This window comes from Tardiphaga sp. P4_G1, assembly GCF_056401215.1.
Genome location: NZ_JBFUJU010000006.1, coordinates 73651 through 88955, shown reverse-complemented (window position 1 = coordinate 88955; position 15305 = coordinate 73651). Strand labels below are relative to the sequence as shown.

Sequence of the window (15305 nt, the reverse complement as noted above, 5' to 3'; positions counted from 1 at the left end):
GGTCGGCAATCTTTGCCGGCGCGCCGCGACGTCCCGGATGCCGCTGGGCTGAAACTCGTCGACTTCCGCGCCGTCCAGTTGCCTAGCATTCTGTCATAGTCGACACTGACACCAAACGACAACTCCGCTTTATTCGCACATGCTGTTTATAAGGATCGCTGTGTTGACGGGAACCATTGATAGCACCAGCAGTTTAATCGACTTCATCCGCACGGCCAAAGTAATTGCGGCTCGTGTAGTCGATGGATCTTTTCTTCGCGTCGAGCTCTCATGGTTCAGGACTGAAAATGGCGTTGCGATTTTGGACGTGTGCGCCGTCGGCAAGCTCCAACGATTCCGAGTGAGTCCCGGCTGATCGACGCGACCCGGTCGCGACACAACCACGGACCAAAGGGCCACATGATCGACGACCTCTGGTACAAGAACGCCGTCTTCTACTGCCTCTCCGTAGGCAGTTTCATGGATGCTGATGGCGACGGTTGCGGCGACTTCAAGGGCCTGACGCGGCGGCTCGACTACATTCACGGCCTCGGCATCACCGCGATCTGGCTGATGCCCTTCCAGCCCTCGCCCGGCAAGGACGACGGCTACGACATCTCCGACTACTACGGCGTCGATCCGCGCTACGGCACGCTAGGCGACTTCGTCGAATTCACCCATGGCTGCCACCAGCGCGGCATCCGCGTCATCATCGACCTTGTGGTCAATCACACCTCGGACCAGCACGCCTGGTTCAAGGACGCGCGCAGCGCCAGGGATTCGCGCTATCGCGACTGGTATGTGTGGTCGGACAAGAAGCCGCCCAATGCCAACAAGGGTATGGTGTTTCCCGGCGTGCAGAAATCGACCTGGACGCATGACACGACCTCGAAGTCCTGGTTCTTCCACCGGTTCTATGACTTCCAGCCGGACCTCAACACATCCAATCCCTATGTGCAGGCCGAGATCCTGAAGATCATGGGGTTCTGGCTGCAGCTTGGCGTCTCCGGCTTCCGCATGGATGCGGTGCCCTTCGTGATCGCCACCAAGGGACCGAAGGTCAACAAGCCCACCGAACAATACGACATGCTGCGCGCCTTCCGCGAATTCCTGCAATGGCGCAAGGGCGACGCCATCATTCTCGCCGAAGCCAATGTGCTGCCGGAAACCGACATGGAATATTTCGGCAGCGACGGCGACCGCATGCAGATGATGTTCAACTTTCACGTCAACCAGAACCTGTTCTATGCGCTGGCCTCGGGCGACGTGCGCCCACTGGCTGCGGCGATGAAGGTGACCAAGCCACGCCCGGCGACGGCGCAATGGGGCCTGTTCCTGCGCAATCATGACGAGCTCGATCTCGGCCGGCTGACCGAGGAGCAACGCCAGACGGTGTTCGCGAAATTCGGCCCGGACAAGGACATGCAGCTTTACGATCGCGGCATCCGACGTCGGCTGGCGCCAATGCTCGGCGGCGACCGACGCAGGCTCGAGCTTGCTTACAGTCTGATGTACACGTTGCCGGGTACGCCGGTGCTGCGCTATGGCGACGAGATCGCCATGGGTGATGATCTCACGCTGCCTGAACGCAACTGCGCGCGGACGCCGATGCAATGGTCGAACGAACCCCGTGCCGGCTTCACCAAGAGCGAGAAGTCAAAGAATCCTGTGATCGACAAGGGCCCCTACGGCTACAATCACGTCAATGTCGCCAAGCAGCGCCGCGATCCCAATTCGATGCTGAACTGGACCGAGCGCATGATCCGGATGCGCAAGGAGGTCCCCGAAATTGGCTGGGGCGACTTCACCATCATCGCCACGCGCAACCCTGCCGTGCTGGCGATCCGCTACGACTGGCGCAACAACTCCGTGCTGTTCGTGCATAATCTCGACGAACAGCCACGCGAAGTGTCATTTGCACTCGGCCTCGATGGCAAGCAGGGCGACCACCTGATCAATCTTCTGACGGAAGACCATAACCGCGCCGATGCCCAGGGCAAGCACCACCTGATGCTGGAAGCATATGCCTATCGCTGGTACCGCGTCGGCGGTCTAGATTATCTGCTCCGGCGCAGTGACATCGACAGTGATACGGATGCGCATCCGGCGTGAGGGTGCCTGCGCCCGGATCGCGGGACCAAGCCTGCGGCCATCAGCAAGTACGCCGACATCAGCGAAGGCAGATGAAGAAGCTTCGCTCTAAAACCTGGAGAGCGATACGACCTGGAACATGGACAGGCCTTCGCGCCAGTCTCTTGATAGAGTAGCCGCTGCGGCCCCAGCTGAGGGAACATGCATCGAACCTGGCGATTAGCAGGCGCACCTACGCCAGGACGCTCCGCCTTATGAATACGAACATCGAGCCTTTCGCGATCGTCACCATTCCGGCATGCAACGAAGCCGACCGGATCGAGCGGTGTATCGCTGCGCTGGCCGTCCAGCGCGACCGTTTCGGCGCGCCCCTTGCCGCGGACGCGTTCGAGATCCTGGTGTTCGCCAACAATTGCACTGACGGTACCTCGGGAGTCGCCAGACGTTTCGCCGACTCGGTCCCGCAGAGGGTGGTGGTCATAGAGGAGGAATTGCCGTCGGAGATGGCCAACGCCGGCTGGGCGCGGAAGCGTGCAATGGACCTTGCGGCCGACCGCCTCGATGCGCTCGGCCCGGGCGGTGTAATTATGAGCACGGATGCCGATAGCTGCGTCGGCCCCGCGTGGTTTTCGTCTAACCTCCATGAGTTGGCGAACGGTGTGGAGTGCGTGGCAGGCTACATCGATGCAGAACCGCTCGAGATCGTTTCGCTTGGACGGGATTTCCTTTCCCGCGGTAGGCTCGAAGATACTTACCTCAGCCTTGCCGCGGAAATCATCGCGCGCTGTGATCCGCGAGCCCATGATCCCTGGCCGAACCATCGTGTCTCTTCGGGCGCGAGCCTGGCCGTAACCGTGGTGGCCTATCGGGCCATCGGAGGACTTCCTGCACGCGCTCTCGGCGAAGACGCCGCCCTTACGGCTGCGTTGGACGAGGCGGGATTCAAGGTTCGTCACTCGCTCGACGTCGTCGTCCAGACGTCCTGTCGGATCTTGGGGCGGGCGCATGGCGGAGCGGCCGACACCATGCAACGCCGGCTCGCCGATTTGAATGCTCCTTGCGACGACGATCTTGAGCCCGCCTTGCAGATCGCCCGTCGCGCCATGTACCGATCGCTTTTCCGCCGGGCGTGGCAGAGTGCGCTCGAAGACGGGCCGATGTCCGCCCGGTTGTGCATTCCCTCCGACTTCGTTCGTCACCTCCGTGCCGAGGAGGCGACGCTTCGTGAGGCATGGGAAGCCGTATCGGGCAGAAGTCCTGTTCTCACGGTTCACCGGACGCTACGCCCCTCGGAGCTGCCTCGGCAGATCGCGATCGCCAGAATGACCGTCGCAAGCCTGAGGGCCGCCGCAATCACGCGGACAGCCGCTCCAGGCGGTAGACTTCATCGCGAAGGATCCGGCGAGCCGGAACTCGCTTGACGACGGCGTCGGCGAAAGCGTCGCTGGCCTCCGTTCCCCTCAGCGGATAGTCAGTCTCGCCCAGCCAGTGGCAGAGGACGATCTCTCCGTCGGGAGCGAGGACCCTGCAGCAGTTTTCGGCCACCGAATGGAGATCGGCCCGGCTGAAGTAGTACAACACTTCAGATAGCACGATGAGGTCGAAGGCGCCGTCCGGGAATTCGGTCGGCAGCACACATTCCTCGAAGGCGACGTTCGGCGGCGCGTCCTTTCGCGCAGCTTCCAGCGCCGTGCGGGACGCGTCGACCGCCAGCAGTTCTCCGCCTCGCTGCGCGAGCCTTACCGTCAGGACCCCGATCGAGCAGCCAACTTCGAGGATACGATCGTAATGGGCGCGCGTAAGAGCCGACAGAGTGCGGTCATATTTCTCCCCCTCGTAGGCGCTGGTTCGGAATCCCCAGGGGTCGATATCCTGCCGGTACCGTTCCTCGAAGTATGAAGCGGGCAAACTCTCTATGTGCCTCCTCATCGGGAGACCTCGTAAACGTACTCGTGCTCGCCAAGGAACGGCGCCAACGTCTCTTCGGTGAACCGGAAGCCCGTTGGATCGTCTTCGATAAGCGTGGACATCTGCGAAGCGTGGGCCGTGATAGCACGGTGCTTGAGAGCACGTTCTCCAGCGATATCCAGCCGGTGGCCCCGCGGGAAGCCTGGGACATCGTCGTCCTGATCGAGGTGCCACCCCCAGATGGGGTAGGCCCAGAGCCTGACAGCTGGGTTGGCGACTCCGGCCGCCTTGGCGATGGCAGCGGCCGCCTGATGATCGCAATGCGGATCCCGATCCCACGTCACAAACAAGGCCTTTGCGCCCGTCTCCTGAAGAAGGTCGGACACGGCGCGGACCGCCGCGTCGAACTGGGGTCCCTCCAGAGGGGCTTGCGTGTCGGGGAGGTCGAGATGGCGTACGAACGCCGGATGGAGGCCCAGAATTTCGCCTGCCGCCCTGACTTCCGCCTTCCGGAGATCGACCAGCCGTTCCGTCGGGTACTGGACCGACCGGGGGTGCGAACCCGCACCATCGGTCAAAACCACGACGTGAACCTTCTGGCCTGCTTGGCAGGCCTGAGCGATCAGACCGCCAAGACCTAACGTCTCGTCGTCCGGGTGCGGCGAGAGAATTAAGAAGGGCGCACCCTCCGTCAGCGCCTCGCGCGAGATGATAGGAAGCGCCTTCGTCACTTCGAGATATTCCGAAACCTTCACTAAAAGTCTCCTGCCGACCGCGACGAACTCAGAAAGACCTGAGCCCCATCGCTCATGGCGCGGTCCGGCACCGGTTGCCGCAGATACGTCGCCAGGTCGCGGCAGATGCGCTCAACGTCGTGAGGACGCACAAACGCCCGAAGCCCGATGCCCCTCTGGACGGTCTCCATGACAGTCAGGGCGGATCGTTCGACAACCATCCGGGTGAGGTTGGCGAAAGCCACGATGCTTTCTGGATCATCTTCGACCGCCAGACGGCGCGCGGCGTCCTCCACCCAAAAGCGCGCCGTCGTCGCGTCGGCGACACAAGTCGCAAGGCGCTCGAGCTGATACGCGTCTTCGCCCCTTGCTGAGGAATTAAGGTGCTCTCGGAACAGGTCGACTAGCCGTTCCGTTGCGCCGGTATGGACGGCGCAGAAGCGCCATGCGCCGCCCGAGAAGTGCGGCTGTCGCATGAAGTCGCCGGGAGCGCCGATCCGCTCACGATCCGTGATGCGTCGCCCGGTGAAGTCGACCGTCCCGGTCGCCGTCGCGCGCATGCCTTGCGCCTGCCAGCTGGACGTGTCGTGCGCATATCCGATCTCGAGGTCGAGCAGGCACATCTGCTGCCCCTCCGGTGCTGATGCGGTAACCAGGGGACGCGTCACGAACCCGGCGCCCGACGCCAGGATCTTGCGGCCTTTGAGGACGTTGCCATCCCGCTCCGGGGTGATCCTCAGGCCCTGCGCGTCGTCGGCGCCCCATACTGCGGACAGCGCACCATCACGCACGCTTCCCGCGAGACCTTCGATCTGCGCTTGTGTTCCGTAACGGCAGACCAGCCCCACCGCGTTGACGTGGCCCTCAAATATACGGGCAAGCGAGAGGTCCGCTGCGCCGAGTAGACGCAGGATGGTGCAGAGTTCGGCGCCGAACCGCGGGTCCCAGAGACTGCTGCCGCCGAGCTCATGAGGCAGTGGGCTCATGGCCAATCCGCTGAAGCGGAAGTCCGTCCAGACGTCCGGTGCGATGTGAGCAGTTCTGTCCGTATCAAAGGCGCGGCTTGAGAGCTTCGCGGCGAAGGCCTGCGCATTCTCCAGCAGCTTATGACGTTCGGAAGGGGCGAGAATTGCGGTGTCCTCACGACAGTTGGCGAGCATGCGATGAAGTCCGCAGCGCACCGATAGTTCCGATCTGCTGGAACGACTCCCAATCTTGGCGTTGTCCTCGGGCACTCCTTCTGGACGAACTATATGGCGACCATCGAGCTGCAGCCACACAACGAGAACTCCCAGACGTGGCTGCTCGTCTGGGCCGAGCGTCWGGAGATCGTCGGACGCGTCCGACGTGGGGAGGATGGGTGGTTCCATATCACCGCTCACGGACCGCACTGGAGCCCCATGAAGAGTTTCGCCGGCGACAAGTTCGACGACCCGTCCGAGGCTCTGAAGCAGGCTCAGGCGTATTTCGGAAACCGGTAGGGCACTGTCCTAAAATAAGCAGATAGGACAAAGGCCACGTCGTCATGGGCGATGCGGCCTTTCTTTTTAAGCATTATCTAGTCGATCGTTCGAAGGACCAACCGCACATGCGAAGGGCCGTAGGCGCCAGCGGGCCGCGGCCATCCTAATGCGGTTTGAATAAACTCACGACGAAGTCGTCGCCGACAAGGCGAAACGACGCTAGGTCCGTTCCAGTCCGGTCCATTTCCTCGATTGGAATCCGTAATGGACCGCCGCCAAGCCGCTTCAACATAACGATCAGCAACTGATCTTTGAAACGATCGACGAGACCATCGCCGTTAAGTCTCGGATCACTTCCTAGTGCAGTCTTCATGAAACGCTCCGCGGCCGCTTAACGGCCTTTGCTGGTGAATCGTGGGCAAAGACGCTGCCTCCAAAGAGATCCAAGCGAGGCATCGCCCAGGCGCAAGCACGCCGGAAAAGGTCGTTAGATAGCCAAGGCTCAAGGCGCGGAGAGCTAGGCGACCTTGATCGTTGAGACTGCGAAAGCGAGTTCAAGCGTCCGGCGACGTCACTGTATGACCAAGTGAAAATTGTTAGCGTTGTTCCCAAGATGTACCGCTGACATTGGTGCATCCACCGAGCAGAGCCGCCTGCCATGCGAATTATTACTACTGCCGCGGCGGCAATCAGGCCGACAGCGTCAACGTCACCAAGATCCGAAGTCCCGCCCCATTAAGGCGATCCGCTGGGCCCGCTGGCGTCCCGTTGCCGACCGCCGGCCGCAAGATGAGCGCAACCGGGCAGGCCGTGAAGGAGGGAGCGAGGCCTAGTCCTTCGCCGCCTTTGCTAGGATAGCCCGTGCCTGCTCCAAAATCCGACGTGCAATTTCAAGCTTGGCCACCTGCTCGGCGTCTATCCCGGGGATTGTGGTTCCGTCCCTTGTGACCATGGCAAACACGTCCACGCTGATGAACGCGAAAACAGTTTGATCTTCAAAAGCACGTTCCAAAGCTGGCGCGAAACGGCACCGCGGCCCTCAAGGACAACGAACAAGGCGGCAAGCAAGACGATCTGCAACGTGGAGTCTGACAGAAGGGACATGGCGCCCTTACTACGTTCATTTCGCAGATGCGTTCCAATATAAACTGCGTTCTCAACACTCTGCATTTAGATAAAATTACGGCCACGCAATCGAAGGCATCGTCGCATCGCGAACCCATGAGGGACCTTCGCCTTGCTCCATCGGCTCTCGCCATGGCAGGCAAAGTGTCATGAGCCGATGAGGCTGACGCTAGTCAAGACAGGTGGGCGTAAGATCCGGTGCATTGTTTGTGGTTCAATTTAATAGAGCGCCCTTCGATCTTTGGTGAAGGGCTGTCTGTAAGGCACTACTCAGCTCATGAAGCTCGTAAGGTTTTCGCAACAGCAAAAATTCAGAGCCCAGTTTCCGCGCTGCCTCACTGTAGCCCGTTGCGAGAACGACGGGGATGTTCGGGTAATTCTGCCTAAGATGGCGGGCCAGGCCGAGACCATCCATTTTTCCAGGCATCACGACATCGCTGAAAACGAGGTCGATGCCGTCGTGCTCGATCTCGCGCAATGCGGACTCCGCGTCCGGTACGCATTTCACGCGATATCCCAACTCTTCCAGAAATACGGCGCTGGCGGTGGCAACATCCGGATTGTCTTCAACAAGAAGGACATTGCCGGCGCCTTTGGCCAGAACCTCTGCTTCGTGCGCACCTGCATGGCCTTCGCCACGCGGAAGCCGAATGGTGATTTCCGTACCAGCGCCGAGCTTGCTTTGGATTTCGACACGACCGCCGGCCTGGTTGGCAAAGCCATGCACCTGTGAGAGTCCCAATCCTGTTCCTTTGCCGACGGGTTTGGTCGTGAAAAACGGATCGAACACCTTCGCAATGACGTCCTCGGGAATACCTGCGCCGGTATCAGCCACCTTGATCTGCACGTACTCGCCTTTATCCTCTCCATCCCTGACCCGGTAATTTGCTGCCGTAATCGTCAAGGTGCCCCCGTCGGGCATGGCGTCACGAGAGTTGATGCTGAGATTGATGAGTGCAGTTTCGAGTTCGGTTGGATCCGCGAAGATTGGCCAAACTCCGGCCGGTACGGAGATTTCGAGCTTGATCGCGCTACCCAGAACGGTAGCCAAGACCTCGCGTACAGCTTGCACGGTCTCTTCAAGATTGAGCAGCGTCGGAGCGACTTGCTGACGCCGCGCAAACGTCAGCAACTGACGAGTAAGTGCCGCGCCGCGACGAACGCTTGTCTCAATCGTTCCTGCTGCCTCGATCACGCGGGGGACAATGGCATGCCGTTTGATCAGCCGAACGTTACCCGTGATTGCCATAAGGAGGTTGTTGAAGTCATGAGCCACTCCGCCGGTCAGCTGACCGAGCGCATCCATTTTCTGCGCTTCCGCCAGCTGCTTTTGCATACGTTCAAGTTGCTGCGTTGCTTGACGTCGCTCTGTGATGTCGCGCGTGATCTTGGCAAACCCGATCAGCTCGCCTGCGTCATTGCGGACGGGATCAATGACCACACTCGCCCAAAAGAACGTGCCGTCTTTGCGGACGCGTAAGCCTTCTTCTTCGTAACGGCCCTTTTCACGTGCAATGCTGAGAGCACGCGCTGGTTTTCCAGCGTCCCGGTCGCCGGGGGTATAAAAGCGCGAAAAGTGCTGACCGATAATCTCGTCAGGAAGATAGCCTTTGATCCGCTGACCGCCGAGGTTCCAGCTGGTGACATGACCTTCCGGATCAAGCATGTATAACGCATAGTCCGTGACATTGCTCACCAACAGGCGAAAAAGATTTTCGCTTTCGCTCAATGCGGAGCGGGCTTGCATCCGTTCGGTGATGTCCCGCGTGATCTTGGCAAAGCCGACAAGGACATCGTTTTCATAGATGGCGTCGATAACCACGGACGCGAAAAACCGCGTACCGTCTTTCCGCATCCGCCAGCCTTCCGCTTCGAAGCGCTTATTCCGGCGTGCGGCCTCCAATGCGGTGGCGGGAAGTCCGGCTTCGCGATCCTCCGGCGGATAGAACACCGAGAAGTGCTGGCCCACGATTTCGTCGGCGCCATACCCTTTGATCGTCTCGGCGCCTGCATTCCAGTTTGATACGATGCCGTTGGGGTCGAGCAGATAAATCGCATAATCTGTGACGCCTTGAACGAGAAGTCGGAAGGCGCGTTCGCTTTCTAAAAGATTGCGGTCGTTTTTTGTTTTTGGCATCATTCACTTTCCGCGAACCAATCCCTCTGGTAGAGGCGATAACTGCCATCGTTTAGCGGCACGGGAGTCGCAGGTCAGAGTAGGCTCCCCCACATACGCGGCACAAGAACACTTTTACCGTCAGATTTGGAACCAAAGTTTGCTTTAAGGATTGTCTCTGCCTTCTCAGATTAGCCGCTCGTTACGGCGATAAATTCAAATTTCTAGAAGAGGGCAAGGCGGCCGGCCGGAGGATCGCCTAAGCCGCGACCTTGTGCGGGCGCGGGCTCTGTCGATGAGGATCAGGCTTGGGTCTGAGAACGGCGCTCAGTTCAGCTAGTTGGTCTGAAGGGCGGCCCGCTCGCAGTGCCTTTTGCTGCACGGACAAATCTGTTGTGCCGTCCCCAACGGGACGATTCGCCGTCGATAATCGCTGACTTGGTTTTTAAATGCCACGCGTCGGTTGCGATCTTCTTAAAGCGTCCCCGCCAGTCGTGAAGAAGTAAGGCGATGCTCCCTAGGCCCAACATTCTCGGCGCTGTAGCCCTGCCGTTGCTACCCGGCAGAGCGCTTATTCTGCGTGACGCCGGCTCGCGCGAACCGCCCGACCAGGTTTTCAAAGCGCAACGGGAATGATCTTGGACCGGGAAGAACCGTCTTGCCCGGAACAATACTCATAGTGAGTGCTTGTGCAACGACCCGATGAGGACGCGCCATGACCGATCAAGAGACGCCATGTGTAAGTGACCAATGGTCTGATCTGAAGGCCACCGTGGCGGATGGTGTCAAAGCCGTCGCATCAACAATAGGAGAAGCAATCGAGGAAGGCAAAAAGCCCGGCAAGCCGCTCGACATACTAAGCAAGCTTACGCGTGAAGCTCCGCTCGGTATGTTGTTGGCAGCATTTCTCATTGGCCGGGCACTGGCACGGCGGCAATGATTAGGCCGGTTGCCTTTTGAGATCGTCGAGCGTGACGCTTTTGGGAAACATGAATCTAGCAGTGGCTGTGACCGACAGTTATTCCGGAGGACACTATGGGTTTAGCAACTTATGCCGTCATCGAATCTAACGATGGCTGGGGCGTTCTGCACGATGGAGACGTGGAAGGGAAATTCCTGACCAAAGAGTCTGCTTTCGAAGCAGCCGTGGCTGCAGCGTCTCTTGCGATCCGCCAGGGACACGAAGTCCATGTCAGCGCCCCGAGCAGCGAAGCCGGAAACAAGACAGCGCTTGGCGGTCCAACAAATTGACGGGGGCTCAAGCTGCGTGAAAGGATATGAATTGGGACGAGATGATGATGGCGCCGAAGTAAAGTCAGCGCGCAAAGCACGCGGCGCCGAGCCAGGGCCGTCGGTTCGCAACGTTTTAATTTGGAGCCTTGGCTTAGTTGTGGCCGCCTTTGCCGTTGTATATTTCCTGTTTTTCAAAACCTAGCCGACCGTCAGCTGGTGGCGACGTACCCGCTTGGAGACGCCGATCAGGTTGCCGCCTGTTACTTAGAAACGACTTACATTCCTTCCTCTTTTGAGGTTGAGCGTCCTGTTCGCATGGTGGCCGTTCCGATGGCCCTGCCATCGCTCCAAACGTGGCGGAGCTTTTGCTGTCATAGCCGTTGGTATGCAGTAGCCGGATGAACTCGTCCATCGAGGCATTAACTGTTGGTACGCTCGGCAGCTTCCGGTGTGAGGGTGCGGCCAAAAAGCCGGCTGATGGATTCGCGAAAAGCCATGCGAGTCCCCTTTTTTCGTGACAGCGCTTTGCTGCGCGGACGAGAGAAAGGTTCATTCGGGAGCGACAGTCCTAACGGAATATTCTTGGACGGGGAACTGGTCGCATAGTGGCGTCTTAAGCGCACAAGCAATTATAGCGATCGATGCGCTCGCCTGCATGACTGTACCAAAGCGATTCGCCGCCGCAATTATCCGTTTTTGAGGAGAGGCCGATGCCCCGATACTCTGAAGAACAGATCCGAGAGTACGCTCACAAACTTTGGGAAAGGGAAGGTCGCCCGGAAGGTAAGGCCGATGACTTCTGGCACCAGGCCAAAAGCGAGCTCGAAAGCGATGCGCCTGGCGACGAAGACCCGAAACCGATGCCAGAGTAGGAAAAAGCGCTGCCCAAGCGCCCCTTCGTCATTGGGCGGGCGATGTCGCCACCGGCGGAACGCTGCATCCAATCAAGCGTTTTCGATTGGCACTTATCTAGGAGCTGGTTCATGCCCCATTCTTATCCCGCGCCTCCGTTTGCTTCCCAGAAACAACCGATGCCCGGCCGAACGGAGGCCATGCAGCCTCGTCCCGATCATGGCGAGAGCAGCTACAAGGGGGGTGGTCGATTGCAGGGCATGAGAGCGGTAATTACCGGTGGCGACAGCGGGATCGGCCGCGCTGTCGCGTTGGCCTACGCACGCGAAGGTGCCGACGTCTTGATTTCTTATCTCGATGAGACCGCGGATGCCCTCGAAGCTAAAGCTTTAATCGAGCGCGAAGGCCGCAAGGCCATAATGGTCCCAGGTGACATCCAGCATCGGCGCCATTGCGACGTGATTATCGATAAGGCGGTAAGGGAATTGGGCGGGATCGACATCCTCGTTAACAACGCCGCGCATCAAGCGACCTTCAAGGACATCGGCGACATTTCCGATGACGAGTGGGATTTGACGTTTAGGACAAATATCTATGCAATGTTCTACCTGACAAGGGCCGCCGTGCCTCACATGAAGCCCGGAAGTGCGATCATCAATACCGCGTCGGTCAATTCGGATATGCCGAACCCCACCTTGCTGGCCTATGCAACGACGAAGGGGGCCATTCAGAATTTCACCGGCGGCTTGGCGCAGATGTTGGCCGATAAGGGCATCCGCGCAAACGCGGTGGCACCGGGACCGATTTGGACGCCGCTCATTCCATCCACTATGCCAGACGAAGCCGTTAGAAATTTCGGCAAGCAGACGCCGATGCAACGTCCCGGACAGCCCGCAGAGCTTGCAACCGCCTACGTGATGCTCGCAGATCCACTCTCAAGCTACGTTTCCGGGGCCACGATCGCCGTTACAGGCGGCAAACCTTTCATCTAATCGGATCGAGCGTTTCGCGGCAAAGCAGTGGGGTCTCATCGGTGTCCAGCATTTTGCCGTGGGTGGGAGGGTTCGCCGCTGTCCTGACTTCGCTGTCGTACATTCCACAGGTCCGGAAAGCATTGCCCCGGAGCTCAACCAAAGATCTGTCGCTCAAGATGCTTGTGGTGCTGACATCAGGCCTGGGTCTGTGGATCGGCTACGGTCTACTCAAGGGCGACTGGATCATCGTTCTGGCGAACAGTATCGGCTGTGCGCTGACAGCAACCGTGCTCGGCTGTAAAATACGAGACATTCGCGGGGAGGACTCTGCATAGGGAGCGGAACCTGGCTGCATGATCAGGGTTTAGAGTGCCTGTTATCTAGGTGTCATACGGAGATGCCATGCGGCCAATAATGGTACCACCCACTCTCCTTGATCGCGAGGTCGCAGCAACCGCCGTTCGGCACGCACATGCCGCAAGCGAACAAGTGGCCGAAGCTCTGACGTGGGGCGCGGACGAGCATGTTCTCGTTGTTGCTTCAGCGGCCTTCTGGCTCCTGTCGCGTAGCGGCTCCCCCCGGAAGCGAACTGTCGGTACGCATTTTCTGGCGGCATCGGTGGCCACGGCCGTTGTGCCGCATGCACTGAAGCATGTTTTCAATCAACGTCGACCGGATAGGCTCACCATTCTTGGCCATCTACACGGAGTACCGATCTCAGGCCGCCCGAATGATGCGTTCCCCTCGGGGCACGCGATGCATATGGGGGCTCTCGCGAGCGCAGCATCCTCATTCGATCGGCCGTATCGCGAGCTGACCTGGACGGCTGCGGTCGGTATCTCGCTGACGAGGATCTATGTTCTCGCGCACTGGACGAGCGATGTGGTCGCGGGCTTCGCCAGCGGATATCTGATTGATCGGCTATTGAGACGCTGGACCGGCTACGGCAATGGGACGACGACGCCATGACGGATTACGCCGTCCGATTTTTCGTTGGAGGGGCAGTCGTCTCGATATTCGCGCTGCTCGGAGACGTGTTACGGCTTAAGTCCTTCGCGGGACTGTTCGGCGCCGCGCCATCGGTGGCCCTGGTTTCGCTCGCGCTCGCAATCTCCAGGCACGGACCGGACTACGTCTCTACGCTGGCTGCTTCGATGATGGCCGGCGCGACCGCTCTTCTCGTGCTCAGCTTCGTGACGTGCCGTTTACTCAAACGCACGGGGTTGTCAGTTCTATCTGTTACCCTGCTCGGGTTTCCCCTGTGGCTGGTAGTCGCGTTTGGCCTCTATGGGATGGTGGGCTGAATGCTTGTTCGAGCCTCATTCTCGTCGTTGAGCGATGGTCGCTGGTACGAATACATCGTCCGGTTCCTGCTGGGCGGAGCATCGACTGCAATAACTGGCCTGATCGGCACACGTTGGGGTCCGGGCGTCGGAGGTCTGTTCCTGGCATTTCCAGCCATGCTCTGCGCCAGTGCCACGCTGGTCGAGGCGCACGAAAGGCGCCGCAAAAGGGAAATTGGCCTGCAGGGCAAGAGACGTGGTGAAGACGCCGCTGCGCTCGAGGCCGCTGGAGCGGCTCTGGGAAGCATGGGCCTCGTTGCGTTCGCTCTCACAGTCTTCCTCGTAAATGCCGCGGCTCCCTGGAGCAGCTTGGCGCTGGCATCTCTGGTATGGGCGGCGACCGCAGGTTCTTGCTGGTGGACTTACAAGAGACTTCGCAGGACGTGGACCTGAGATGGGCGAGCTCCGATCAAGAATAGACACCAGTCGGGCAGTGCACTTGTGTCTGGACATGCAGAGGCTGTTCGGTCCCGAAGGGCCTTGGCCGACACCTTGGCTCGAACGTGTCATGCCGGCGGTGGAAAGCCTCGTCCAACGTGACCCGGCACGGACTGTCTTTACGCGCTTTATTCCCCCGGCGTCGCCCGAGCATGCAAATGGGATGTGGCAGAGCTACTTCCGAAAATGGCGGTTGGTCACGCGCGAACGTCTGGACCCGCACCTCCTCGAGCTTATGCCGCCTTTGCAGCGACATGTCCCACCGGCGATTGTCTTCGACAAGTCTGCGTATTCTGCGTTCTCGAACGGAAGGCTTCACGATATTCTGCAAGACGGTAACGTCAATACCTTGATTGTGAGCGGCGCGGAGACTGACGTCTGCGTTCTCTCAACCATCTTGAGTGCTGTTGATCTGGGCTATCGCATCGTCGTTGCGCAAGATGCGATGTGCAGCTCAGCTGACGAAACTCACGATGCCTTACTTGGCTTGTACGCCCGGCGTTTCGACCTACAGATCGAACTGGCAGATTGTGCCGAGATTCTTGAAAGATGGTCGCAGGCTTGAAGGCGGTCAGGGCTAGGGCTGGCGGGCGAAGTGTTTGGCGCGCGCGCCACCGGCGCGGGCGACCAAGAGGAGACCCCGATCATCGGGGTCTCCTCTGGTTGGCATCACGGGCTAGTTGCCGCCGGCACCACCACCTGCGCCACCACCACCACCGCCCGAAGTGCGACCTTCGGCAGAGCTGTTAGACCCGGTAGTTCCAGTCGCTGCATTCGATCCACTAAGGGAGCTGGCATTGTTGCCAGTCTGCGATCCTGCAGCGTGCGGCGCCGCGTGTGGAGTGCTCGAGGTCGGGCGATCGACTGCCGTCCCCGTACTGGTAGTGCCGGGCTGTGTAACGCCATTGCCTGCGGAATTGACCTGAGGCGCGCTCGGATTTGCACCGCTCTGTGCGAATGCGGCAGGAGCAGTCATCAGTGCCGCTGCCGCAACTGCTATCAACGTCTTCTTCATATTGTCCTCGTTCGTTGTCATGCCCCGAGCTGGA

17 protein-coding genes are annotated in these 15305 nt (G+C 59.6%); 11 read left to right on the top strand and 6 right to left on the bottom strand.

Translation table 11 applies throughout. From position 1 onward, the window contains the following. Positions 1 to 399 precede the first annotated feature (399 nt). A complete protein-coding gene (locus AC1DUY_RS15710; protein ID WP_068738729.1) occupies positions 400 to 2091 on the top strand; it encodes an alpha-amylase family protein in 1692 nt (563 codons plus the stop codon). 233 nt (positions 2092 to 2324) lie between these two features. Continuing rightward, positions 2325 to 3491: a glycosyltransferase family 2 protein gene (locus AC1DUY_RS15705; protein ID WP_478115453.1), complete on the top strand. Its 1167-nt coding sequence runs from the start codon at positions 2325 to 2327 to the stop codon at positions 3489 to 3491. On the opposite strand, the gene AC1DUY_RS15700 is transcribed toward AC1DUY_RS15705, so the two are convergent. The 3 genes from AC1DUY_RS15700 to AC1DUY_RS15690 are packed head-to-tail and all read right to left on the bottom strand — an operon-like array spanning position 3424 to position 5872. Continuing rightward, complete coding sequence (locus tag AC1DUY_RS15700) at positions 3424 to 3978, bottom strand: class I SAM-dependent methyltransferase (protein WP_478115451.1); 555 nt, start codon at positions 3976 to 3978, stop codon at positions 3424 to 3426. The two genes, AC1DUY_RS15705 and AC1DUY_RS15700, sit on opposite strands and share 68 nt — an antisense overlap. Before the next feature lie 17 nt (positions 3979 to 3995). Continuing rightward, positions 3996 to 4733: a PIG-L deacetylase family protein gene (locus tag AC1DUY_RS15695; RefSeq protein WP_478115449.1), complete on the bottom strand. Its 738-nt coding sequence runs from the start codon at positions 4731 to 4733 to the stop codon at positions 3996 to 3998. Next, entirely contained in the window at positions 4733 to 5872 is a 1140-nt protein-coding gene (locus AC1DUY_RS15690; RefSeq protein ID WP_478115447.1) for an acyl-CoA dehydrogenase family protein, read from the bottom strand. Before AC1DUY_RS15690 ends, AC1DUY_RS15695 begins: the two co-directional genes overlap by 1 nt. Before the next feature lie 93 nt (positions 5873 to 5965). Between AC1DUY_RS15690 and AC1DUY_RS15685 the strand changes: the two genes are divergently transcribed. Continuing rightward, positions 5966 to 6193, top strand: a complete 228-nt coding sequence (locus AC1DUY_RS15685) for a hypothetical protein (protein WP_478115445.1) — start codon at positions 5966 to 5968, stop codon at positions 6191 to 6193. Between the two features lie 145 nt (positions 6194 to 6338). On the opposite strand, the gene AC1DUY_RS15680 is transcribed toward AC1DUY_RS15685, so the two are convergent. Together AC1DUY_RS15680 and AC1DUY_RS15675 are read right to left on the bottom strand one after the other, a co-directional pair. After that, positions 6339 to 6548 carry a hypothetical protein gene (locus tag AC1DUY_RS15680; RefSeq protein WP_120286791.1) on the bottom strand — a complete coding sequence of 70 codons (210 nt, stop codon included), beginning with the start codon at positions 6546 to 6548 and terminating at the stop codon, positions 6339 to 6341. Between the two features lie 966 nt (positions 6549 to 7514). After that, positions 7515 to 9437 carry a hybrid sensor histidine kinase/response regulator gene (locus tag AC1DUY_RS15675; RefSeq protein WP_478115872.1) on the bottom strand — a complete coding sequence of 641 codons (1923 nt, stop codon included), beginning with the start codon at positions 9435 to 9437 and terminating at the stop codon, positions 7515 to 7517. A gap of 694 nt (positions 9438 to 10131) precedes the next feature. Here AC1DUY_RS15675 and AC1DUY_RS15670 point away from each other — a divergent pair. The 8 genes from AC1DUY_RS15670 to AC1DUY_RS15635 all read left to right on the top strand — a co-directional run bounded on the left by AC1DUY_RS15670 (position 10132) and on the right by AC1DUY_RS15635 (position 14821). Next, positions 10132 to 10356, top strand: a complete 225-nt coding sequence (locus AC1DUY_RS15670) for a hypothetical protein (protein WP_081422128.1) — start codon at positions 10132 to 10134, stop codon at positions 10354 to 10356. Positions 10357 to 10451: 95 nt separating this feature from the next. Next, positions 10452 to 10667: a hypothetical protein gene (locus AC1DUY_RS15665; protein WP_081422127.1), complete on the top strand. Its 216-nt coding sequence runs from the start codon at positions 10452 to 10454 to the stop codon at positions 10665 to 10667. 692 nt (positions 10668 to 11359) lie between these two features. Further along, on the top strand, positions 11360 to 11521 hold the full coding sequence (locus tag AC1DUY_RS15660) for a DUF2934 domain-containing protein (protein ID WP_081422126.1): 162 nt from the start codon (positions 11360 to 11362) through the stop codon (positions 11519 to 11521). Positions 11522 to 11632: 111 nt separating this feature from the next. Then, positions 11633 to 12493 (top strand): SDR family oxidoreductase, encoded by an 861-nt coding sequence (locus AC1DUY_RS15655; protein WP_478115442.1) that lies wholly within the window; start codon positions 11633 to 11635, stop codon positions 12491 to 12493. A gap of 41 nt (positions 12494 to 12534) precedes the next feature. Continuing rightward, positions 12535 to 12810 carry a SemiSWEET family sugar transporter gene (locus tag AC1DUY_RS15650; protein WP_068738714.1) on the top strand — a complete coding sequence of 92 codons (276 nt, stop codon included), beginning with the start codon at positions 12535 to 12537 and terminating at the stop codon, positions 12808 to 12810. Positions 12811 to 12877: 67 nt separating this feature from the next. Then, entirely contained in the window at positions 12878 to 13444 is a 567-nt protein-coding gene (locus AC1DUY_RS15645; protein WP_478115439.1) for a phosphatase PAP2 family protein, read from the top strand. Then, positions 13441 to 13779, top strand: coding sequence for a DUF3147 family protein (locus AC1DUY_RS15640; RefSeq protein WP_478115437.1), 339 nt, complete (start codon positions 13441 to 13443; stop codon positions 13777 to 13779). Before AC1DUY_RS15645 ends, AC1DUY_RS15640 begins: the two co-directional genes overlap by 4 nt. A gap of 433 nt (positions 13780 to 14212) precedes the next feature. Then, on the top strand, positions 14213 to 14821 hold the full coding sequence (locus tag AC1DUY_RS15635; protein ID WP_068738705.1) for a cysteine hydrolase family protein: 609 nt from the start codon (positions 14213 to 14215) through the stop codon (positions 14819 to 14821). 111 nt (positions 14822 to 14932) lie between these two features. Here AC1DUY_RS15635 and AC1DUY_RS15630 read toward each other — a convergent pair whose 3' ends face one another. Beyond that, a complete protein-coding gene (locus AC1DUY_RS15630) occupies positions 14933 to 15271 on the bottom strand; it encodes a hypothetical protein (protein ID WP_478115435.1) in 339 nt (112 codons plus the stop codon). Positions 15272 to 15305: the final 34 nt, after the last annotated feature.